At 67.9% G+C, this 21,638-nt stretch carries 16 protein-coding genes; 12 read left to right on the top strand and 4 right to left on the bottom strand.

Annotated features, from left to right (window positions below; all coding sequences use genetic code 11):
- Nucleotides 1–240: 240 nt before the first annotated feature.
- From JANGC3_RS0122635 to JANGC3_RS0122580, 12 genes are all read left to right on the top strand, one after another.
- On the top strand, nt 241–1,122 hold the full coding sequence (locus tag JANGC3_RS0122635; RefSeq protein ID WP_026133368.1) for a BadF/BadG/BcrA/BcrD ATPase family protein: 882 nt from the start codon (nt 241–243) through the stop codon (nt 1,120–1,122).
- Entirely contained in the window at nt 1,116–1,850 is a 735-nt protein-coding gene (locus JANGC3_RS0122630) for a GntR family transcriptional regulator (protein WP_017878771.1), read from the top strand. Before JANGC3_RS0122635 ends, JANGC3_RS0122630 begins: the two co-directional genes overlap by 7 nt.
- Nucleotides 1,847–2,959 carry an N-acetylglucosamine-6-phosphate deacetylase gene (gene nagA / locus JANGC3_RS0122625; RefSeq protein ID WP_017878770.1) on the top strand — a complete coding sequence of 371 codons (1,113 nt, stop codon included), beginning with the start codon at nt 1,847–1,849 and terminating at the stop codon, nt 2,957–2,959. The genes JANGC3_RS0122630 and nagA overlap by 4 nt, the downstream gene beginning before the upstream one ends.
- A complete protein-coding gene (locus tag JANGC3_RS0122620; RefSeq protein ID WP_035787911.1) occupies nt 2,949–3,962 on the top strand; it encodes an SIS domain-containing protein in 1,014 nt (337 codons plus the stop codon). Before nagA ends, JANGC3_RS0122620 begins: the two co-directional genes overlap by 11 nt.
- 123 nt (nt 3,963–4,085) lie before the next feature.
- Nucleotides 4,086–5,351 carry an ABC transporter substrate-binding protein gene (locus tag JANGC3_RS0122615; protein ID WP_017878768.1) on the top strand — a complete coding sequence of 422 codons (1,266 nt, stop codon included), beginning with the start codon at nt 4,086–4,088 and terminating at the stop codon, nt 5,349–5,351.
- 1 nt (nt 5,352) lies between these two features.
- A complete protein-coding gene (locus JANGC3_RS0122610; protein ID WP_017878767.1) occupies nt 5,353–6,222 on the top strand; it encodes a carbohydrate ABC transporter permease in 870 nt (289 codons plus the stop codon).
- Nucleotides 6,219–7,055 (top strand): carbohydrate ABC transporter permease, encoded by an 837-nt coding sequence (locus tag JANGC3_RS0122605; RefSeq protein WP_017878766.1) that lies wholly within the window; start codon nt 6,219–6,221, stop codon nt 7,053–7,055. Before JANGC3_RS0122610 ends, JANGC3_RS0122605 begins: the two co-directional genes overlap by 4 nt.
- Nucleotides 7,052–8,551, top strand: coding sequence for a beta-N-acetylhexosaminidase (gene nagZ / locus JANGC3_RS0122600; RefSeq protein ID WP_017878765.1), 1,500 nt, complete (start codon nt 7,052–7,054; stop codon nt 8,549–8,551). Before JANGC3_RS0122605 ends, nagZ begins: the two co-directional genes overlap by 4 nt.
- Nucleotides 8,552–8,594: 43 nt before the next feature.
- Entirely contained in the window at nt 8,595–9,899 is a 1,305-nt protein-coding gene (locus JANGC3_RS0122595) for an MFS transporter (RefSeq protein ID WP_017878764.1), read from the top strand.
- A gap of 12 nt (nt 9,900–9,911) precedes the next feature.
- The gene (locus JANGC3_RS0122590) at nt 9,912–11,057 is read left to right on the top strand and encodes an ABC transporter ATP-binding protein (RefSeq protein WP_017878763.1); all 1,146 of its coding nucleotides are present in this window, start codon (nt 9,912–9,914) and stop codon (nt 11,055–11,057) included.
- 167 nt (nt 11,058–11,224) lie between these two features.
- The gene (locus tag JANGC3_RS0122585; protein WP_017878762.1) at nt 11,225–12,523 is read left to right on the top strand and encodes a tetratricopeptide repeat protein; all 1,299 of its coding nucleotides are present in this window, start codon (nt 11,225–11,227) and stop codon (nt 12,521–12,523) included.
- 56 nt (nt 12,524–12,579) lie between these two features.
- Nucleotides 12,580–13,791, top strand: coding sequence for a DUF5009 domain-containing protein (locus JANGC3_RS0122580; protein ID WP_157406833.1), 1,212 nt, complete (start codon nt 12,580–12,582; stop codon nt 13,789–13,791).
- Between the two features lie 39 nt (nt 13,792–13,830).
- Here the strand turns inward: JANGC3_RS0122580 and JANGC3_RS29870 are convergent, their stop codons facing one another.
- From JANGC3_RS29870 to JANGC3_RS0122560, 4 genes are all read right to left on the bottom strand, one after another.
- Nucleotides 13,831–14,643 carry a hypothetical protein gene (locus JANGC3_RS29870; protein ID WP_017878760.1) on the bottom strand — a complete coding sequence of 271 codons (813 nt, stop codon included), beginning with the start codon at nt 14,641–14,643 and terminating at the stop codon, nt 13,831–13,833.
- A 19-nt stretch (nt 14,644–14,662) separates the two neighbouring features.
- Entirely contained in the window at nt 14,663–15,781 is a 1,119-nt protein-coding gene (locus JANGC3_RS0122570; protein ID WP_017878759.1) for an acyltransferase family protein, read from the bottom strand.
- Nucleotides 15,782–15,805: 24 nt separating this feature from the next.
- Nucleotides 15,806–18,520: a TonB-dependent receptor gene (locus JANGC3_RS0122565; protein ID WP_026133363.1), complete on the bottom strand. Its 2,715-nt coding sequence runs from the start codon at nt 18,518–18,520 to the stop codon at nt 15,806–15,808.
- Nucleotides 18,521–18,788: 268 nt separating this feature from the next.
- Nucleotides 18,789–21,458 (bottom strand): TonB-dependent receptor, encoded by a 2,670-nt coding sequence (locus tag JANGC3_RS0122560; protein WP_157406831.1) that lies wholly within the window; start codon nt 21,456–21,458, stop codon nt 18,789–18,791.
- Between the last annotated feature and the right edge of the window lie 180 nt (nt 21,459–21,638).

Below are 21,638 nucleotides of genomic sequence, written 5' to 3'. Positions count from 1 at the left end.
GGCATTAAACAAGTCCAATTTCAATACCATTTGATCATCCCAATAAACCGAATAAAAACAACGGCTTACATTTTTTTAGACGGCGTCGACGGGCAGACCTCTTTGCCACTATGCAATACCACTTAAATACCTGTTGACAAGCTGGTTTGGCAACCATATAGTGCGCTCAGCTTGCCGCACCGCCGCCCCAACCTCGGCGCAGGCGGGCGCACTCCAACCAGTCAGCGGACTTGATAAAACATGATCGACTATTTAATCGGCGTAGATGGTGGCGGTAGCGGCACCCGGGTGCGCCTGGCGCAAGCCGACGGCAGCGTGCTGGCGCAGGGCCAGAACGGCCCGTCCGGCCTGGCCCACGGCATCGACCGGGCCTGGATCGCGGTCGGCAACGCGGTGCTCAACGCCTTCGCCGCGGCCGGCATCGCCCACCCGCCGCTGCGCCGCATCGCCATCGGCCTGGGCCTGGCGGGCGTGCACAACCCGCAGTGGGCCGCCCAGTTCCTCGACCAGAACCCCGGCTACGCCGCCATCGCGCTCGAATCGGACGCGCTGACCACGCTGCTGGGAGCGCACCAGGGCCAGCCCGGCGCCGTCGTGGCGATCGGCACCGGCAGCGTCGGCGAAGTGCTCTACCCCGACGGCGGCCGGCGCGAGGTCGGCGGCTGGGGCTTCCCCTCCGGCGACGAGGCCGGCGGCGCCTGGATCGGCATGCGCGCGGTCGGCCACGCCCAGCAGGTGGTCGACGGGCGCGCGCCGCACAGCCCGTTCAGCGACGCCGTCATCGACGCCTGCGGCGGCCACCGCGACGCCATCCAGGGCTGGCTGGCGTCGGCCAACCAAACCACCTACGCGCAACTGGCGCGCCTGGTGCTGGAGCACGCCGGCGCCAACCCGACCGCGCGCGCCATCCTGGCCGAGGCCGGCCAGCAGATCGCCCTGATCGCCGCCGCGCTCGACGCCAGCGCGGCGCTGCCGGTGGCGCTGTGCGGCGGCCTGGCCGAGCCGCTGCGCGCCTACCTGCCGCCGGAATTGCTGCGCCGCGTGGTGCCGCCCCACGGCGACTCGGCCGCCGGCGCGCTGCGCCTGATCCAGCAACACCTGCGCGAGCGCGGATCATGCTGAGCAAACTGAGCGCGTTTACGCCCGACCCCGACAGCGACACCCCTTTATATATGCAGCTGGCCAACACCCTGTCGGACGGCATCGCCGGCGGCGACTGGCGCGCCAACCAGGCCCTGCCCTCGGAGCGGGTGCTGTCGGAGCTGCTGCACATTTCCCGCGTCACCGCGCGCAAGGCCATCGACATGCTGTGCGAGCGCGGCATGCTGACCCGGAAACGCGGCTCCGGCACCTACATCACGCCCAAGCTGGAGCAGCCGCTGTCGCGCCTGACCAGTTTTTCGGAGGAGCTGCGCCAGCGCGGCTTCACCGCCGGCTCGCGCTGGCTGCAGCGCGACATCGGCGCGGCCGCGCCGCTGGAACTGCTGTCGCTGGGGCTGTCGCCGCACATGCCGGTGGCGCGCCTGAAGCGCCTGCGCACCGCCGACGACGTGGTGATGGCCATCGAGACCACCACCATCCCGGCGCTGTACATGCCCGACCCGGAGCGCGTCACCGACTCGCTGTACGGCTATCTCGAATCGATCGGCACGATCCCGATGCGCGCGCTGCAACACATCCGCGCCGTCAACGCCAGCCCGGAACAGGCCCGGCTGGCGGGGCTCAAAGCGGGGGCGGCGATGCTGCACATTACCCGCGTCAGTTATCTCGACAACGGAGCGGCGGTGGAACTGACCCACTCGTATTGCCGCAGTGATTATTATGAATTCGTAGCGGAGTCGCGCAGATGAGCGGTGCAATCAAAGGCAATATCCTGACCCCGGCGGGCTGGGTCCACGGCGGCATCGAGTTCGACGAGCGCGTCAAGGTGGTCGACGGCGCCGCCGCCAACCCGGCCTTCAACGCCGACGACTACATCATCCCCGGCTTCATCGACCTGCACGTGCACGGCGGCGCCGGCAAGGACGTGATGGAGGGCGGCGACGCCGTCTACGCCATCGCCGCGATGCACGCGCGCCACGGCACCACCAGCATGCTGGCCACCACCATGACGGCGCCGCCGGAGGACATCGACGTCGCCCTGAAGGCGATCGGCGAAGCGGCCGCCAGCCGCCGCCCCGGCACCGCGCGCGTGCTCGGCGCCCACCTGGAGGGGCCGTACATCAATTCCGGCAAGCTCGGCGCGCAGCCGAACTACGCCCGCGCCGCCACCCTCGAAGAGGTGCAGCGCCTGGCCGCGCTGGCGCCGCTGCGCCTGATCACGGTGGCGCCGGAAATCGCCGGCCACCTCGGCCTGGTGCGCCAGCTGTCCGACGCCGGCATGCGCGTGCAGATCGGCCACACGCTCGGCTCCTACGAGGACGGCGTGGCCGCGCTGGAGCACGGCGCGGCCGGCTTCACCCACCTGTTCAACGCCATGAGCGGCCTGCACCACCGCGAGCCGGGCATGGTCGGCGCGGCGCTGGCGCACGCCGAATACGCCGAACTGATCCCCGACCTGCTGCACGTCCACCCGGGCGCCATCAAGGTGGCGCTGCGCGCCATCCCGCGGCTGTACTGCGTCACCGATTCGACCGCCGCCACCGGCATGCCGGACGGCGAATACATGCTGGGCCGGCACGCCGTGCACAAGTGCATGGGCGGGGTGCGCCTGCCCGACGGCACCCTGGCCGGCAGCACCCTGACGATGGACCAGGCGCTGCGCAACCTGGTCGGCCTGGGGCTAGACCTGGCCGACGCCTCCAAGCGCGTCTCGACCCACGCCGCCGATTACCTGGGCTTGCATGAACGCGGCCGCCTCGCCCACGGCTGTTACGCCGATCTGGTGGTACTCGATCGCGACCTCAAACTCAAAGCTGTCTATATCGAAGGAGAATTGTGTGACCTCAATGATGCTTAAAGAAGCCGTATCCGCCGCCGAGTGCGTCGCCCTGCAACTGGCCAGCGACACCGAACGCTACGCGGAACTGGGCCGCAAATTGAGGAGCACCTCCTTCAACACCGCGCTGACGGTGGCGCGCGGCAGCTCCGACCACGCCGCCAACTACTGCGCCTACCTGATCATGGCGCGCCTGGGCCGCGTGGTGGCCTCGCTGCCGATGTCGCTGGTGACGCTGTACAAGTCGCCTTTGGTGACGCGCGACACCCTGACCATCGCCATTTCGCAGTCGGGCCAGAGTCCCGACGTGGTCGAACCGATCCGCTACTTCCGCGACGGCGGCGCCACCACCATCGCGCTGGTCAACGAGATCGATTCGCCGCTGGCGCACGCCGCCGAGTGGGCCATGCCGCTGCACGCCGGACGCGAACAGAGCGTGGCCGCCACCAAGAGCTTCATCGCCAGCCTGGTGGCCGGCGCGCGCCTGGTGGCGCAATGGCAGAACGACCCCGAGCTGCTGGCCGGCCTGGAGGCGCTGCCCGAGTCGCTGCTGGCGGCCACCCGGTGCGACTGGTCGGCCGCCGTCGACGTGCTGGCGCCGGCCAAGAACATCATGGTGGTCGGGCGCGGCATCAGCTTCCCGATCGCGCTGGAGTCGGCGCTGAAGTTCAAGGAAACCTCGGCGCTGCAGGCGGAGGCCTTCAGCGGCGCCGAGATCAAACACGGCCCGATGGCGCTGATCGAGGACGGCTATCCGCTGCTGATCTTCGCCACCCGCGGCCCGACCCAGGCCGGCCTGCTGCAACTGGCGCGCGAAATGCGCGAGCGCGGCGCGCGCGTGCTGCTGGCCGCGCCGGCCGACGTCGCTGAACGCGACCTGACGCTGCCGACCGCGGCCACGCCGGACCTCGACCCTATCGTCGCGGTGCAAGCGTTCTACGTGATGGCGGCCAAGCTGGCCGCGGCGCGCGGCATGGACCCGGACCGTCCGCGCCACCTGAACAAGGTCACCAAGACCCATTAAGCATAGCGGCGCCACCCCGGGGCCAGACCTCGGGGTCCGGCCTTCTCGCCTTGGCGCCGGCCCTTGCCCTTGGTTTCAAGCGCCACAGCGCACACAAACGGGGCGCCATCGTCCGGGATAGACATGATCATCAAGACACTGTTGGCGGCCCTGGCCGCGGCGAGCCTGATCGCGCCCTGCGCCATGGCGAGCGAGAAAATCGAATTCTGGACCTTCAGCATGAAGCCCAAATTCACGCCCTACTTCGAGGCCCTGGTGCGCCGGTACGAGGCCGGCAACCCCGACGTGAAAATCGAATGGGTCGACTTCCCGTGGGACGTGATCCAGACCAAGCTGGTGACGCGCATCGTCGCCGGCACGCCGCCGGCGCTGGTCAACCTGAACGTGCCCTGGGCCGACGAGTACGCCCGCGACGGCCTGCTCACGCCGGTCGACCTGCTGCTGCGCGAGAGCCGCGCCAACTACCTTCCCGGCACCCTGGCGGACCTGACCTTCCAGGGCAAGACCTATGGTTTCCCGATGTACAGCAACGTCGCCGTGATCGCCTACAACGGCGCCATCTTCAAGGCCGCCGGCCTGGAACGCGGCCCGGCCAGCCTGGACGAGCAATTGGCGTTCGCCCGGCAGATCGCCGCGCGCACCGGCAAGGCCGGCATCGCGCCGGCGCTGGCCAAGATCGACGGCCTGTTCATGCAACAGGGCCTGGCGCTGATCGCCGACGGCAAGGCGGTCTTCAATTCGCCGCGCCACGTCGCGCTGGTGCAAAAGCTGGCCGACACCTACAAGGCCGGCGGGCTGCTGAAGGAAGGCCTGTTCGCCGAGGATAATTTCCCGGCCGTCATCGACGCCTACAAGGGCGGCCGCCTGGGCATGCTGCTGGCGCCGCCGACGGCGCTCAAACGCATCCAGGCCGACGCCGCCGACATCTACGCGCTCACCGAGGTGGCGCCGGCGCCGCTGGGACCGACCGGCATCGCCGACGGCGGCTGGCTGATCCATTTCGCCATCCCGCGCGGCGTGCCGGTGCGGCTGCTGCCGGCGGTCGGCAAATTCGCCCGCTTCCTCAGCAACGACGACAACCAGCTGGCCTTCGCCAAGCAGGCCAGCGTGTTCCCGACCTCGGCCAAGGCGGCAGCCGACCCGTTTTTCCTGGCCGTGCCCAAGCACGCCGGCGCGGCCGAGAAGGCGCTGGCCGCCGGCGCCGCCTCGATGGCCCATGCGCGCACGCTGTACGTGGCCGGCATCCCCGACTACGACGAGCTGCGCCGCGCGCTGGTCAAAGCGGTCGAGGCCGGCGTCACCGGCAAGCAAAACGTCCAGCAGGCGCTCGACCGCGCCGCGCTGGTCTGGGACCGCAAGCTCGCCGTCGCCACCCAGCGCGCCCTGTAACATGGCCAGCACCCACCGCCACACCACCCAAGCCTGGTTGTTCCTGGCGCCGGCTATGCTGCTACTGGCGCTGTTTTCGTTCTGGCCGGTCGGCTTCGGCTCCTACCTGGCCTTCACCGACTACAGCCTGGTGCGGCCGACCTCCTGGGTCGGCCTGGCCAACTTCCGCTACATCTTCGACAACGAGATGTTCGTCACCGGCCTGCTCAACTCGCTGCTATTCCTGCTGGTGGTGCCGTTCACCCAGGTCGGCGCGCTGGCCCTGGCGGTGCTGGTCAACCAGCGCCTGCCCGGCATCGCCCTGTTCCGCGCCGCCTTCTACGTGCCGGTGGTGACCACCGTCTCGGTGGTCGGCATCATGTGGGGCTTCATGTTCCACGAACAGGGCGCGCTGAACTACGCGCTGCAAACGCTGCGCCTGGTCAACGCGCCGGTCGGCTGGCTCTCGGACGACGCGCTGGCGCTGTTCGCGGTGATGTTCGTGACGCTGTGGCGCGGCCTGGGCTGGTACATGGTGATGTACCTGGCGGCGCTGCAGGCGATCCCCTCGGACATGCGGGAGGCGGCCGTGCTGGACGGCGCCAACCGCTGGCAGATGTTTTGGAAAATCACCGTGCCGGTGCTGCGCCCGACCATCGCGCTGTGCTCGATCCTGTCGGTGCTGGCCGCGCTCAAGGCCTACCAGGAAGTCGACGTGCTGACCCAGGGCGGGCCGATGAACTCGACCTTCACGGCGCTGTACTACGCCTACGACCAGGGCTTGAAGCACTTGAAGCTGCCGCGCGCGCTGGCCGCCAGCATGGTGGTGTCGCTGTGTTGCGTCGGCATCGCCCTGCTCTGCCTGCGCTACCTGAAACCGGGGCGGCGATGAGGCGGCGCCGATTCCACCCGGCCGGCGCGGCCGCGCTGCTGGCGCGCTACCTGTTGCTGTGCGCGCTGGCGCTGCTGTGCGTGTTCCCGTTCTGGTGGACGCTGGTGACGGCGCTCTCGACCGAGGGCAACATCTTCGCCTTCCCGCCGACCTTCTGGCCGCGGGCGCCGTCGCTGGCCAACTTCGCCGAGGTGTTCCGCGCCATCCCGATGCTGGCCTTCTACAAGAACTCGCTCTTGATCGCCGCCTGCACGGTGTTCTGGAAGCTGCTGCTGTGCTCGATGGCGGCCTACCCGCTGGCGCGCCTGCGCTTCCGCGGCCGCAAGCTGGTGTTCGGCCTGATCCTGGCCACGCTGGTGCTGCCGTCGGAGGTCAACTTCCTGGTCAACTTCATCACCGTCACCCAACTGAGCCTGGTCGACACCTACACCGGCGTGCTGCTGCCGAACCTGGTCACGGCGGTCGCCATCCTGCTGCTCAAGCAAGCCTTCGAGGAGGTGCCGCAAGACCTGGTCGACGCCGCCCGCGTCGACGGCGCCTCCGAGTGGACCATCTTCAGCAAGATCATGCTGCCCTTGATCGCGCCGTGGCTGGCCACGGTCGGCGTGCTCACCGCCGTCGAGTCCTGGAACGAATACATCTGGCCCTCGATCGTCATGAGCAAACCCGACGAGTTTCCGCTGTCGGTGGGCGTGCTGTACCTGCGCGGCACCTTCGGCAGCAGCACCCGCGTGGTCGCGGCCGGCACCATTTTGACCATCTTGCCGACCCTGGCGGCCTTCCTATTTACCCAACGATTCTTCATGCGCGGCATGGACGGAGCAGTGAAATGACACAAGCACACGACAACCACACCTTCCGCCGCCTGGCCGGCCAACTGATCATGATCCGCTTTCCCGGCACCGAGCTGGACGCCGCCACCGCCGAGTTCCTGCGCGCCAACGCCATCCGCGCGGTCTGCCTGTTCCGCGCCAACATGGTCGATTCCACCCAGTTGGCGCGCCTGACCGCCGACCTGCGCGCGGCGATGGGGCCGCAGTCGCTGATCGCCATCGACCAGGAAGGCGGCGCCGTGGTGCGCTCGACCTGGGTGCCGGCGCCGCCGGCGGCGATGGCGCTGGGCGCCGCCGACGACGCCGAGCTGGCGCGCGCGGTCGGCGCGGCGGTGGCGCGGGCGGCGCGCTCGCTCGGCTTCAACTGGAACTTCGCGCCGGTGCTGGACCTCAACAACAACCCCGACAACCCGGTCATCGCCGAGCGCTCCTTCGGCGCCGACCCGCGCCGCGCCACCGAGCTGGCGATGGCCTGGATGGCCGGCAGCCACAGCGAGGGCGTGGCCTGCTGCGTCAAGCACTTCCCCGGCCACGGCGACACCCACGTCGACTCGCACCGCGACCTGCCGCGCGTCGACAAGCCCTTGGAAGAACTGGAACGGTTCGAGTTCGCGCCGTTCCGCGCCGCCGCGCCGCTGGCGCCGGCCATGATGACGGCGCACATCGTCTACCCGGCGCTGGACGCCGACAACCCGGCGACGATGTCGCGGCGCATCCTGCACCAGCTGCTGCGCGAAGAGTGGCGCTACGACGGCGTCATCATCACCGACGGCATGGACATGCACGCCATCGCCGGGCGCTACGGCGTCGGCAACGCCGCCGTGCGCGCCCTGGGAGCCGGCGCCGACATGGTGATGGCGCTGGGCACCGCCGCGACCCAGGAGGAAACGCTGGCGGCGATCGCCGCGGCGATCGCCTCCGGCGAACTCGACATGGAACAGGTGCGAAGCCGCCTGGCGCGCCTGGCGGCGCTGGCGAAGGCCTACCCGTGCCAGGCCCGCGACTACCCCGAGGACGAGGCCGACCGCGCGCTGATGGCCGCCGCCTGGCGCCGCGGCCTGAGCGCGCGCGGCGCGCCGCGGCGCCCGCCGGCCGGCGCCAGGCTGCGCCTGGTGGTGCGCCAGGACGTCGTCAGCGACGGCGTCTCCGAGGCCGGCGTGCCGGCGGCGGCGCTGGCGGCCTCGCTGGGCCAGTTGTACGACGTCGACATGGTCACCTTCGCCGACGCCGAACGCTTCGACTGGGCCGCGCTGCCCGCCGACGGCCGCTTCGTGGTGCTGGCCTCGACCTCGCGCCTGCGCTACGGTCCGCGGGCGCGCGCCAGCTGGCGCCCGGACCTGCACCTGGCGCTGTGGAACCCCTACCAGGCGCTCGACATCGACGCGCCGGCCCTGCTGACCTACGGCTTCGCGGCGCCGGCGCTGGCCGCCGTCAACGCCTGGCTGGGCGGCGAACTGGACGCCGCGGGCCGCTGCCCGGTGCCGGGTTTCGAATAAGGGAGCGCTTGGCGCACCCGCACGATAAAAACAGGAGACTCGCATGATCGATACAGACAAAACAACCCGCAATCCGGCCACCTGGATTCCCACCCTGTACTTCGCCCAGGGCCTGCCGTTCTACGCGGTGGCGCTGGTGGCCGGCCTGATGTTCAAGAGCATGGGCGTGTCGAACGCCGACATCGCCTACTGGACCGGACTGATCGGCTTCGCCTGGGTCTTCAAGCCGCTCTGGAGCCCGTTCCTGGAGCTGGCGCCGAGCAAGAAAATCATCGTCGTCGGCTTCCAGCTGGTCGGCGGCCTGAGCCTGGGCCTGGTCGCGCTGGCGCTGCAGACGCCGGCCTGGTTCGCCGTTTGCATCGGCGTGCTCGCGCTGGCGGCGATCGCCTCGGCCACCCACGACATCGCCTGCGACGGCCTGTACATCGCCAGCCTGTCGGACAAGCAGCAGGCCGCCTACGCCGGCTGGACCGGCGCCTTCTTCAACGCCGGCAAGTTCATCTCGCTGGGCGGCCTGGTGATCCTGGCCGGCCATTTCGAGAAAACCCTCGGCGTCGCGCCGGCCTGGACCATCATCTTCCTGATCCTCGGCGCGATGCTGCTGCTGCTGGCCTTCTACCATTCGTGGGCGCTGCCGCTGGCGCCGAACCCGGCGCTGGCCAGGCAGGACGTCGGCGCCATCGCCGCCACGCTGTGGGACGTGCTGGTGGAGTTCTTCAAGAAGCCCGGCATCTGGCTGGCGATCGTCTTCATCATCCTGTTCCGCGCCGGCGAGGCGCAGGTGCAGACCATTGGACCGCTGTTCCTGCGCGAGGCGCGCGCGCTCGGCGGGCTGGGCCTGTCGACCACCGAAGTGGGCGCCGTCTACGGCACCGCCGGCACGGTCGCCTTCGTGCTGGGCAGCATAGGCGGCGGCTACTTCACGTCCTGGCTCGGCCTGAAGCGGGCGATGCCCTTCCTGATCCTGGCGATGAACCTGCCGAACCTGGTGTTCTACTACCTGAGCCATGCGCTGCCGAGCGACATCACGCTGATCGCCGGCGCCCTCAGCGTCGAGATGTTCGGCTACGGCTTCGGCTTCGTCGGCCTGATCCTGTTCATGATGCAGGTGGTCGCCGTCGGCAAATACCAGACCGCCCACTACGCCTTCGCCACCGGCGTGATGCAGCTCGGCTTCGTGCTGTTCAAGATGGTCAGCGGCGCCGTCCAGACCGCGCTGGGCTACCAGCACTTCTTCCTGTGGGTGCTGCTGGCGGCGTTGCCGGTGCTGCTGCTGTCGCGCTTCATGCCGATCCGCGCGCGCCAGGACGGCGCCGACGCCGGCGCCGGCCACGCCGCCACCGCGTAACGGGCAGCGTCCATGGCCCAAATTTCCCTGAAAAACATCGTCAAGCGCTACGACGAGCGGCACACCGTCATCCACGGCGTCGACCTCGACATCGCCGACGGCGAATTCGTCGTCTTCGTCGGCCCGTCCGGCTGCGGCAAGTCGACCCTGCTGCGCATGATCGCCGGGCTGGAGGACATCAGCGGCGGCGAGCTGCACATCGGCGGGCGCCTGGCCAACGACGTCGCGCCGGCGCGGCGCGGCCTGGCGATGGTGTTCCAGTCGTACGCGCTGTACCCGCACATGACGGTGTTCGAGAACATGGCGTTCGCCCTCAAGCTGGCCGGCCACAAGGCGGCCGAGGTGAAGGCGGCGGTCGGGCGCGCCGCCGCCATCCTGCAGATCGAGCCGCTGCTGGGGCGCAAGCCGAAGGACCTGTCCGGCGGCCAGCGCCAGCGCGTGGCGATCGGCCGCGCCATCGTGCGCAAGCCGCAGGTGTTCCTGTTCGACGAGCCGTTGTCGAACCTGGACGCCAGCCTGCGGGTGCAGATGCGCGTCGAGATCAGCCGCCTGCACCGCGAGCTGCGCACCACCATGGTCTACGTCACCCACGACCAGGTCGAGGCGATGACGCTGGGCCAGCGCATCGTCGTCTTCAACGGCGGGCGCATCGAGCAGGTGGGCACGCCGCATGAACTGTACAACCACCCCGGCAACCTGTTCGTGGCCGGCTTCCTGGGCGCGCCGAAGATGAACTTGGTCGCCTGCCGGGTGTTGGCCGCCGACGCCGCCGGCGTGCGCGTGCGCCTGCCGGACGGCGCCGCCGTCGCGGTGGCGGCCGACGGCGCCGGCCTGGCCGCCGGCACGCCGCTGACGCTGGGCGTGCGCGCCGAGCACATCGCGTCGCGCGCGCCCGGCGCGGCCGGCGCCAACGTCGTCGCCGCCGGCGTCGGCCACGTCGAATACCTGGGCGACCAGTCGCTGGTGTACGCGGCGCTGGACGGCGCCCCCGGGCTGCTGGCGTTCAGGCAGCCGGCCGACGCCGCGCCGCCGCTGCCGGGCCAGCGCGTCGCCCTGCACCTGCCGCCGCGGCGCTGCCTGCTGTTCGACGACGCCGGCCTGGCGCTGCCGCGCGGCGACGCCGCGCTGTTGAGCGATCGCGCCGCGCAGTTTATGTGACAATACGCGTCTTGCCGGCCAGGACGGCGCTGGCCCCGCCTGTTCACCGGCGGGCGTGGCAGAATACCGTTCTTCGCGATTTTCGATTATTCTCTCCAACCCATTGCGACGCGGCCGCGCGCTTTACCCGCCAGCCCGTCACTTCGCCATTGATTGAAGGATTTACCATGTCCCAATTCCGTCTCGCCCGTCTTACTCTGCTGCTGGCCGCCATCGGCCTGAACCTCGCCCCGGTGCTGGCCGGCGCGTCGCTGGCCCAGGCGGCCGACGCCCCGGCGGCGGCGGCGCCGAAAGCCGACTCGGTGCGCCAGGAAATGTTCAAGCTGATCAATCCGACCGAGATGTCGGCCCTGATGGAGGCGAAGAACTACGCCGAGGTGCAAAGCCGCATCGACCGCGCCGAGGCGCTGGCCGACAAGAGCGCCTACGAGACGTTCGTGCTGAACCGCCTGCGCGTCGCGCTGGCCTCGTCCACCAACAACAACGCCATGGCCATCACCGCGCTCGAAGCGGTGATTGAATCGGGTCGCCTGGACAAGGCCGAGAAGGGCGCCTTCATCCAGGCGCTGGCCAACTACCACTACAACGCCAAGGACTACCCGAAGGCGATCACCTGGTACAAGCGGCATCAAACCGAGACCGGCGACCTGGCCACGGTGCGCCCTTACATCATCCGCGCCTACTACTTCGGCAACGAGCTGGAGCGGGCCAAGCAGGAATTGCTGGCCGACTTGAAGGCCAACCAGCAAGCCGGCACGACGCCGCCGCTGGACGCCCTGCAATTGCTGGCCAACACCGGCGCCAAGACCAAGGACAAGGCCACCTACCTGGTCGCGCTGGAACAGTTGGTCAAGTACTACCCGAGCGACGACTACTGGACCGACCTGCTCAGCCGCACCCAGGGTAAGGACGGTTACTCGGCGCGCTTCCAGCTCGACGTGTTGCGCCTCGAATTCGCCGCGGTGAAGGCGATGGCGCCGGATGAATACACCGAAATGGCCGAACTGGCGTTGCAGGCGGCCTTCCCGGCCGAGGCGAAAAAGGTCCTGGACGCCGGCTTCGCCGCCGGCTTGCTGGGCACCGGCCCGAACGGCGCCAAGCACAAGAAGCTGCGCGACCAGGCCGCCAAGGGCACGGCCGACGACCAGAAGAATATCGGCGCCGGCGAAGCGGCCGCCGCCAAGGCCAAGGACGGCACCGGCTTCGTCAACCTGGGTTACGCGTATGTCACGATGGACCAGTTCGACAAGGGTATCGAGCTGATCCAAAAAGGCATCGCCAAAGGCGGCCTGAAGCGTCCCGAAGACGCCAAGCTGCGCCTGGGCTACTCGTACGCGATGGCCGGCCGCAAGGACGACGCCGTCAAAACACTGGCGACGGTGCAAGGCAACGACGGCCTGGGCGACCTGGCGCGCTTCTGGACGTTGTGGCTGAACCGCCCGGCCGCAACCACCGCCGCGAAGTAAGGACGTCACGCCACGCCGCGGCGCCGCGCCGGCGCGGCGCCACCGAAAGCCGCACCATGCCCGTCGCGCCAGCCGCCACGCCCGTTCCCGCACGACTGCTCAGCCTGGACGCCTTCCGCGGCTTCGTCGTCCTGGCCATGGTCTGGCTCAACTACATTGCCGGGATGCCGGGCCTGCCGCACTGGCTCGAGCACGCCGGCGCCGGCGCCGACGGCGTCACCCTGCCCGACCTGGTGTTCCCGGCCTTCCTGTTCATTGTCGGCGTGGCGATTCCACTGGCGCTGCAGCGCCAGCGCGGCCGCGTCGGCTTGCCGCTGCTGGGCCGGCTGGGCTGGCGCGCCGCCGGCCTGATGCTCGCCGGCGTCGTGCTGGCCAACGCCTACCGCTACGACGCGGCCGCCGCGGCGCTGCCGCGCGCGCTGTACTTCGTGCTGTTTTACGCCGCGCTGATCCTGCTGTGGCGGCAAAGCGCCAGCCGCGGCGCCGCCTTCTACACCGGCGCCGCGCTGATGCTGGCGCTGCTGCTGGCGTTTCGCGGCACGCTCAACGGCGAATTCGACCGCGTCTGGCTGCAGCACAGCTGGTGGGGCATCCTCGGCATGATAGGCTGGACCTACCTGTTCTGCAGCCTGATTTACCTGGCCACCGGCGGCAACCGCGCCGCCCTGATGGGCGCGCTGGCCGGCTTGGTCGCGCTGTACATGGGCGGCCGGGTCGGCAGCCTGGATTTCCTGCCGGCGCAGTTGACGCAACTCGTCAACGTGCCGGAACTGCTGGGATCGACCGCCGCGAACGTGCTTGCCGGTACCGTCGTCGGCACCCTGTTCGTGCGCGACGGCGACGCGCCCGCCACCTCGCACGGGCAGCGCATCGGCTTCATGGCCTGGTTCGCCGCCGGGCTGGTGGCGGCCGGCATGCTGCTGCGCCCCTACCACCATATCAACAAAATCCACGCCACCGAGTCCTACACGCTGGTGTGCGCGGGGGCCGCGCTGGCCTTATTCCTGCTGTTTTATATAGTGATCGACGTGCTGGCATGGCGGCGCTGGAGCGCGCCGCTGCTGCCCGCCGGCGGCAACGCCCTGTTTGCCTACATCGTCCCGGACCTGTGCGAGCAGCTCGCGGCGCTGCTGCGCTTGCCGCGCCTCTGGTGGCCGTATTTGGCGACGGGCGGCGGCGCGGGACTGCTGAACGCCGCCGCGGTGACCGCCTGCATGATGCTCATCGTTGCGCTGGCGAACCGCCACGGCCTGCGCTTGAAATTTTAACCCTGGCGCAAACAAGCGGCCAGGCAAGCGCCCGCGGGGCTACTCAAGGCCGAACACTTCGTCGAGGGTTGACGCGCGCAGCAGCGCCTTGCTCCAAGCCATCAACTGCTCGTCGCCGGCATCGGCCAGGCGTTCCTTGAGCGTACTCGGCAAGGCGCCGAAACGCTCTTCGAGCAACGCCGACAGCATGCCGCGACGTCCTTCGATGCTGCCCTGCTGGCGGCCTTCCTGCCGCCCCGCTTGCCGGCCTTCGTCGCGAAATTTACGCTCAAAGTAACTCATGTAAGGCATCGTATCGCTCCTTTCCATTGCCTGGATGTCGGCCCACAATTCATCGTTCAATTCGGCGGGTAAACGCATCATCCAGTCTATGACGTTGAGGAAGTCGATGATACGTTGTTTGTCCCAGTTTCGCTGGAATAGCAGTACAAAAAGACGGCGCTTCGCCGCCGCCCGGCGCGCCACGTCGCCCTTGGTTTGGCGCGTCAGCAAGTGCGCCGCCGTCACCAGCGCAAACGGGTTGTCGTCCCGCAGCAATTGCTCGATTTGGCCGGCGTAATCGCTCAGTTTCACCACCGGAAAACTGAAGCGCATGTCGCAGCCGAACAGGCGATAGCCGAAGGTATCCGGCTTCCACGACGCGCTGCCGTCGGCCAGCAGCGCCAGGCTGGCGACGGGACGCCGGTAGTGGTCGTAAATGCGATAGTTGCAGACGAACATGCGCTCGGCGAAGCGGCCCTCGCGCCGCCCCTGCACTTCCAGATGCACCAGCACCCAGCGCTCGGCGCCGCCGAGCAAGGTAATTTTGGCCAGCTTGTCGGCCACGCGCTTGCCCAGTTCGGCCTCGCGCATCACCTGCGGCTTGCCGCGCTTAAACCTTGATGTAAAGCCCAGCCCGGTCCAACGCGTAGCCAACCAGCCAGCACGCCAGCATGAAGGCGACAGCGAACAGCAGCGAGCTGACGGACGCGCCGGCTAGCCCCTGGAACACGCTGGTGAACAGCCAGGAATACGCGCTTTGCCCGCCGATCTTCAGCGTGAACAGGAGCACCACGGCGATCTCGGACAGCAGGTAAATGAACAGGGTGTTCTTGCCGAACACCTCGAAGAAATAGGTCCATCGTCCGGGCTTGCGGCGTTCGATGAGATACATCAGCAGCGGCAGGATCAGCAGGTCGAGCCCGACCGTATAAAGCGCGTACGAGCCGGTCCACAATTTCTTGTTGATTGGCAGTACGCCGTTCCAGCACAAGCCGATGGCCACGCAAGCCAGGCCGGCGCATGCGAGTTTCAGCATGCTGTCGACGCCCTGCCCCCGGGACTGGATCAGGCGCCCGGCGTAGTAGCCGGCGATGACGTTGACCGTGGCCGGCAAAGTGCCCAGCACGCCCTCCGGGTCGAAGGCGATGCCCTCGCCGCGATACAGGTGGCGCTCGCCCAGCAAGTACAGGTCCAGTTTCAGGCCGGCGTTGCCGGCCAGCGTATAGTCGCCGAACTGGGCCAGGGCGAACCAGTGGCCCAGCAGCGCCACCGCGCAGAACAGCAGCGCGCCGCGCTCCCGCCAGAAGTGGAGGATCAGCGCGGCCAAGCCGAAACACAGGGCGATGCGCTGCAGCACGCCGGGAATCCGCGTCGCGGCCAGCGGCGCCAGCGTCCACGCGCCGGCGGCGTCGGGCTTGATAAACGGAAACCAGTACAGCAGGAAACCGAGCAGGAAGATCAATGCGCTACGCCGGCCGATCCTGGCGCACACGGCGGCATGGCCCAGCGCCGCGTACTTCGGCAGCGCGAAACTGAGCGCGTTGCCGACCACGAACAGGAAGGTCGGGAAGACCAGGTCGGTGGGCGTGAAACCGTGCCACAGCGCGTGCAGCAGCGGCGCGTAGGTGCCGGCCTCGTTGCCCGGGGTGTTTACGATGATCATCAAGGTGACGGTCAAGCCGCGCAGGACGTCGAGCGACAGGTAACGTTGGCTGGGTGGGTTCATCATACTTTCCTGGAGGGCGCCGGCGGCTTACAACTTGGCGCGCAGGCCGAAATAGTACTGGCGGCCGTTGGCGTACAGCGCGGTCGGCTGGTCGCGGGTGGCGCCGTAGGATTTCAGCACCGCGTTGTTCAGGTTCAACGCGTCAAAGGTCAGCGAATAGCGCTCGCTGAGCTTGTAGTTGAGCGACGCGGCCAGGTTGCCCACCGCGTCGACATGCTGCGGCGAGCTGCTGAACAAGCCGGACAGGAAGGTCGAGCGGTAGGTGTAGGCCAGCCGCGTGCTCAGGCGCGCGTCCTCGTAATACGCTTCCAGGTTGTAGGTGGCCTTCGAGCTGCCCACCATCGGCGCGCCGTCGGCCGCCTTGCCGTCGGTGTAGGTGTAGTTGCCCAGCACGCCGAAGCCGCCCCACAGGCCCTGCTGGTAGCTCAGCTCGACGCCCCGGTTTTTGGCGCCGATATTGGCCGGCGACTGGATCACGTAGGTGTTGAACTTTTTGAAGGTGTTGTTGTAATACGTGACCGGCGCGGTGCCGAACGTGACGTAGGACGCCATGTCCATGTAGAACACGCCGGCCGACAGCAGCGCCTTCGGCGCGAAATACCATTCCAGCGTGGCGTCGTAGTTGGTCGAGCGGATCGGTTTCAGGTCCGGGTTGCCGCCGCTGCCGGTCAGCAGCTGGTCGTTCAGGTTGACCGCCCCCACCAGCGCGCTGTAGTCGGCCCGCGCCATGGTCTTGGCGACGGCGACGCGCGCCACCAGGGCCGGACTCAGATCGAACTTGAAGTTGGCGCTGGGCAGCACGTCGGTGTAACTGTGCTCGGCCAGGGTCGGCGTGTACTGGCCGAAGATGCTGTCCTGGCTGATCGGGTTCGGTCCGCCCGGCACATTCGTCACCGTGCTCTGGCGCGTGCGCACGACGCGCACGCCGACGTTGCCGCGCCACTGCGCGCCGGCCAGGTTGAGCATCGCGTAGGCCGCGAGGTTCCTTTCCTTGACGTCCAGCTCGGCCGGCCAGTTGCGCGAATTCGGCCCGCCCGCCGTGTCGTACTGGTCGGCCCAGGCTTGCACCGCGGCCGGGTTCAACTGCCAGTAACGGCCGAACGCGCCGCCGCCCAGGGTGTTGCCGTAATTGGCCGGATAAGTGGCGCCGTTCCACACCGGCAGGGGCGCGGCGGCGCTGCCGTCGCAGCGCGCGCAACCGCGGTTTTCGGGCCAGCCGACGTTGCGGTGGTGCGCCGCGTAGCGCAGGCCGGCCTTGGCCGACTCCCAGACGCCGTCGCCGATGCTCAGCTCGGCGTCGGCCTGGCCGTACTGCTCGGTGTCCAGGGTTTTCACGTGCGAGCCCCAGCCGGAGGCCGTCACGGCGTTGCCGAACCTGGACACGTCCAGGCCGGGAAAGCCCATCTGCGCCGGCGCCAGGCCGTTCAGCCGGTAGGACATGCCGGCCCCGGTCAGGCCGGCCTCGTAGCCGAGGTCGTCCGGTGTTGCGCCGACGCCGCGGGTGCCGCCGGCGCTGGCCGACAGGCGCAGGCGCTCGCTGGCGCGGTAACTGCCATTGAGGTCGAGGTAGGCGGTCGACGAGTGCGATCCGGGCCGGTAGATCTGGTCCACCATGGCCGGGTACAACTGGGCGTTGTGGCGGCCGTCGGCGCCGGCGCCCGGGTACTGCGACGCCGGGAACAGCGCCGCCACCAGCGTGTTGTTGCGCACCGTGTACTGGGACGGCACCACGCCGACCGGCTTGCCGTCGGCGTCGACCGCGTTCAGGTTGGCGCCCGGCTGGCTGTAGAAGCTGCGGTTGTAGTTGGCCGCCTCGAGCTTGGAGGCGAAGCCGTTCAGGTCGAGCGTCAGGTCGGCGTGCGGCTTGAGCTGGATGTCGAAGCTGCCGCCGCTGCGCTTGCGGCGCTGCTCGAACAGCGCGGCGTTCACGCCCAGCGGCGCGCGCACCCCGGCCAGGTCCGGATGGGCGCGCGCTGCCGGGCTGTCCGGCGCGATCGGCGCGTAACCGAAGAATTCCTGGCCGTCACGCCGCTCGTGGCGCTTTTGCGAAAACAGTTGCAGCAGCACGCCCAGCGAGTTGGCCTGGTTCTTCCAGTTGAGCAGGCCGTTCAATTGCGGATCGGTGCGGCCCGGCAGGTCGGCGTAAATCGCCTGCAGCGACAGCTCGGCCGTGAACGGCTGCTTGAACGACAGCGGCTTGCGCGTTTCAATATTGACGGAGCCGGCCACGCCGCCCTCGACCAGGTCGGCCTGGGCGCTCTTTTGCACCGTCACGCGGTTGACGATTTCGGCCGGCAGCAGCGCGAAGCTGACGCTGCGCCCGACCGTGCCGACCTGGTCGTTGACGAACCAGTCGCCGGTGCCGACGGCGTGGCCGTTGATCAGGGTCTGGGTCAGGCTGGGGCTGGTGCCGCGGATGCTGACGCGGTCGTTCTCGGAAAAACCGCCGTCGCCGCCGGCCGCCGATGAAATGTTCACGCCCGGCACGCGCTGCACCGCGTCGGCGACGTTCTTGTCGGGCAGCTTGCCGATGTCCTCGGCGCTGACCACGTCGAGCACCGAGTCGCTGTTGCGCTTCTGGTTCAGCGACTGCTGGCGCGCCGCGCGGATGCCCGTCACCACCACTTCCTGGACGGCGCCGCCGGCCGGCGCCGCCGCTGCCGTGTGCGCCTGCTGCGCGTCGGCCGCCGCCGCGACGGCCAGCAAGGCCGCCGCCGCAATCGGTGTCAATGTCATCGTCATACCGTCCCCTTGATGATGCCCCTTCGATACGGCGGGGCTTTGCTTGTGTGGATGAACCTTAAAACATATACCAATATAAAACCAATTACGTTAAATATACATCAAATAAATACCAAATAACTACCACTTGCTATTTTTTTATCGCGTTTCCACCGTCATGCCGGGCGCGACGGACGTAAAAAAAGGCAAGTCCCGTGAAGAGACTCGCCTTGGCAAACCGAAATCTAGACCGACGCCCGCACCCCCGCGCGCGCGTCGGCCCGTACGATTACATCTTGCCGCGCAGACCGAGGTAGAACGTCCGGCCGTTCGAGTAAAACGCCCGCGGCTGGTCTTTATTCTCCGCGTACATTTTGATGGTGGTATTGGTCAGGTTCAATGCGTCGAAGGTCAGCGTGAAATTCTCGTTGATCTTGTAGTTCAACGAACCGGCCAGGCTGCTGCTGTCGTCGACGTGCTGGCTGGCGCCGCGGTCGACGCCGGCCTTGTAGGCCGAGCGGTAGTTGTAGGCCAGGCGCGCGCTGAAACGGTTGTCTTCATAGAAACCGGTGACGTTGTACGTGTTTTTCGACGCGTTCAACATTTCGCCGCCGCCGGCCAGTTCGCCGTCGGCGAAGGTGTAGTTGGCCAGTACGCCGAAGTTGCCCAGCACCGGCTGCTGGTAGCTCAGCTCGACACCCTTGTTCTTGCCGGTGGTGTTGAACGGCGACGTGATCTGGTACACCGTGCTGGCGTTTCGCTTGATGTTGAAATAACTCGCGCTGCTGGTGCCTTGGGCAACGATGGACGAGAAGTCCATGTAGAACACGCCCACCGAGACCGCCGATTTCGGCGCGAAGTACCACTCGGCGCTCACTTCGGCGTTGACCGACTTGACCGGGTTGAGCTGGGCGTTGCCGCCGGTACCGCTGAGGGCGTCGTCGTTCAGCGACACCGAACCGCCCAGCGCGCTGTAGTCGGGACGCGACATGGTCTTGGCCAGCGCGCCGCGCACCACCAGGTCCTTGCTGACGTCGAACTTGACGTTGGCGCTAGGCAGGTAGTCGGTGTAGCTGCGCTCCAACTCGAGCTGGGTGTAGGAACCGAACAGGGAACCGGTGATCGGGCCGCCGGCCTTGTTGAGCAGGGTCGTCTGTTCGGTGCGCACGGCGCGCACGCCGACGTTGCCGCTCCAGACGTCGCCGGCCAGGCTGGCCATGCCGTACAGCGCCGAGGTCTTTTCCCGCAGCTTGAATTCATGGCCCCAGTTGTGGCGCTGGACGGGGTCCAGGTTGCGGTAACCCGCCAAGCCCCACGCCGCCATCGCCGCGCCGTCGTACTTGAAGTAGTTCGACGACAGGCCGCCGCCCAGGTCCGAGGCGAAGTCGCCGGGATACATCTGGCCGTTCCAGGCAGGGCCCGGTACCGCCGTGCCGCCCGCGCCCGGGCCCGCCTCCACCGGGTGCTCGGCGGTGCGCTTGTGGTCGGTGAAGCGGGTACCGAACTTGACGGCGTCCCAGATGCCGTTGCTGATGCGCAGCTCGCCGTCGACCTGGGCGTAGCGTTCCTTGTCCACCGATTGCGCTTCGCCGCCGCCCATCCAGGCGGTGGTGCCCGGTTTGACGGTGCTGCCGCCCGGATAGGATACGCTGGCCGGGCTCATGCCGTTGAGCTGGTAGGCCATGCCGCCGCTGTCGATATTGTTTTGGAAGTACACGTCTTTGCGGTCGTAGCCGACGCCGTGGGTCGAGCCCAGTTTGCCGCTGAACGTCAGGTCGTTGGTGGCGCGGTATTTGGCGTTGAAATCGACATAATAAGCCTCGCCGCCGGCCTCGGGGCGGTAGATATTGTCGACTTCGCCCGAGTTATTGGCGAAGCTGGCGCCGACCAGCGTGCCGTTGCGCACCGTGTAGCCGGGCAGCGGCAGCTGCTTGTCGCGATGGATCGAGTTGGCCGGCGCCGCCAGCCAGTTGGTGTTTTGATGCGGCGCCTTCAGCTCCGAGTAGAAGCCGTTGAGGTCCAACGTCAGGTTCTTGGTCGGCTTGAATTCAACGTCGAAGGCGCCGCCCTTGCGGGTTTTCTCTTGCTCGAACAAGCTCGCGCCGATGAAAGTGGGCACCTGCACGCCGACCAGCGACGGGTCGCGCTGCGCGGCGGGCGAGTCGGCCAGGATCGGCGTGTAGCCGAGCACTTCCTGGCCGTCGCGGCGCACCGAGGTTTTCTGCGAGAAGGCCTGCAGCATCACGCCCAGCGTGTTGCCGTCGTTCTTCCAGTTGACCAGGCCGGAGAGTTGCGGCTCGGTTTTTTTCGACAGGTCGTTGTAGACCCCCTGCACCGAACCCTCGACCGTGACCTGCTTCTTGAACTCGAGCGGACGGCGGGTGATGACGTCGATGGCGCCGGAAACGCCACCCTCGACCAGGTCGGCGGTCGCGCTCTTCTTGACGACGACGGAGCTGACCAGCTCCGACGGCAACAGCGAGAAGCTGCTGCTGCGCCCGACGTTGCCGCCGAACTGGTTCAACACGAACCAGTCGCCGGTGCTGATGGCGTGGCCGTTGAACAGGGTTTGCTGCAGGCTCGGGCTGGTGCCGCGCAGGCTGACGCGGTCGTTTTCGCCGAAGCCGCCTTCGCCGCCGGCGGAGGACTGCGTATTCACACCTGGCAGGCGCTGGATCGCGTCGGCGACGTTACGGTCGGGCATTTTGCCGATGTCTTCGGCGGTCACCACCTCGACCACCGAGTCGGCGTTGCGTTTTTGCTTCAACGACTGCTCCAGCGACGCGCGCACGCCCGAGACGGTGACCACGGCAACCGGCGCCGCCGTCGCTTCCTGGGCTTGCGCTTGCGCGGCGAAACCGGCGCCGGCGATCAGGATCGCGACGCCAGCGGCGATCGGTGTCAGATTGCGTGACGCGGCGTTGCGCACAGCGTTACCAGGTGTCAAATTGCGTTTCATGTACTCCCCCTTGATGTCGGCTTCGGACGAAACCGTTTCATTTTTAACGTAGATCTTCTTTCCATTCCGCCGCGCGAACGGCATCGTGCAGATCCTTCGGTACAACCACCTACAAAACCAATTCAACGCCAATATACTCCTGTCCAATACCAGAATACTACCAGTTAGAATATTTTTTTT

This window comes from Janthinobacterium sp. CG3 (assembly GCF_000344615.1).
Classification (GTDB): domain Bacteria; phylum Pseudomonadota; class Gammaproteobacteria; order Burkholderiales; family Burkholderiaceae_D; genus Janthinobacterium.
The sequence above is the reverse complement of the archived record's forward strand: the minus strand, read 5'-3'. Positions and strand labels throughout refer to the sequence as shown.

Excerpts from the sequence above, each read along its gene's own strand:
- JANGC3_RS0122635 (WP_026133368.1), top strand. The coding sequence starts at position 241 with ATGATCGACTATTTAATCGGCGTAGATGGTGGCGGTAGCGGCACCCGG.
- JANGC3_RS0122630 (WP_017878771.1), top strand. The coding sequence starts at position 1,116 with ATGCTGAGCAAACTGAGCGCGTTTACGCCCGACCCCGACAGCGACACC.
- nagA (WP_017878770.1), top strand. The coding sequence starts at position 1,847 with ATGAGCGGTGCAATCAAAGGCAATATCCTGACCCCGGCGGGCTGGGTC.
- JANGC3_RS0122620 (WP_035787911.1), top strand. The coding sequence starts at position 2,949 with ATGATGCTTAAAGAAGCCGTATCCGCCGCCGAGTGCGTCGCCCTGCAA.
- JANGC3_RS0122615 (WP_017878768.1), top strand. The coding sequence starts at position 4,086 with ATGATCATCAAGACACTGTTGGCGGCCCTGGCCGCGGCGAGCCTGATC.
- JANGC3_RS0122610 (WP_017878767.1), top strand. The coding sequence starts at position 5,353 with ATGGCCAGCACCCACCGCCACACCACCCAAGCCTGGTTGTTCCTGGCG.
- JANGC3_RS0122605 (WP_017878766.1), top strand. The coding sequence starts at position 6,219 with ATGAGGCGGCGCCGATTCCACCCGGCCGGCGCGGCCGCGCTGCTGGCG.
- nagZ (WP_017878765.1), top strand. The coding sequence starts at position 7,052 with ATGACACAAGCACACGACAACCACACCTTCCGCCGCCTGGCCGGCCAA.
- JANGC3_RS0122595 (WP_017878764.1), top strand. The coding sequence starts at position 8,595 with ATGATCGATACAGACAAAACAACCCGCAATCCGGCCACCTGGATTCCC.
- JANGC3_RS0122590 (WP_017878763.1), top strand. The coding sequence starts at position 9,912 with ATGGCCCAAATTTCCCTGAAAAACATCGTCAAGCGCTACGACGAGCGG.
- JANGC3_RS0122585 (WP_017878762.1), top strand. The coding sequence starts at position 11,225 with ATGTCCCAATTCCGTCTCGCCCGTCTTACTCTGCTGCTGGCCGCCATC.
- JANGC3_RS0122580 (WP_157406833.1), top strand. The coding sequence starts at position 12,580 with ATGCCCGTCGCGCCAGCCGCCACGCCCGTTCCCGCACGACTGCTCAGC.
- JANGC3_RS29870 (WP_017878760.1), bottom strand. The coding sequence starts at position 14,643 with ATGCGCGAGGCCGAACTGGGCAAGCGCGTGGCCGACAAGCTGGCCAAA.
- JANGC3_RS0122570 (WP_017878759.1), bottom strand. The coding sequence starts at position 15,781 with ATGATGAACCCACCCAGCCAACGTTACCTGTCGCTCGACGTCCTGCGC.
- JANGC3_RS0122565 (WP_026133363.1), bottom strand. The coding sequence starts at position 18,520 with ATGACGATGACATTGACACCGATTGCGGCGGCGGCCTTGCTGGCCGTC.
- JANGC3_RS0122560 (WP_157406831.1), bottom strand. The coding sequence starts at position 21,458 with ATGAAACGCAATTTGACACCTGGTAACGCTGTGCGCAACGCCGCGTCA.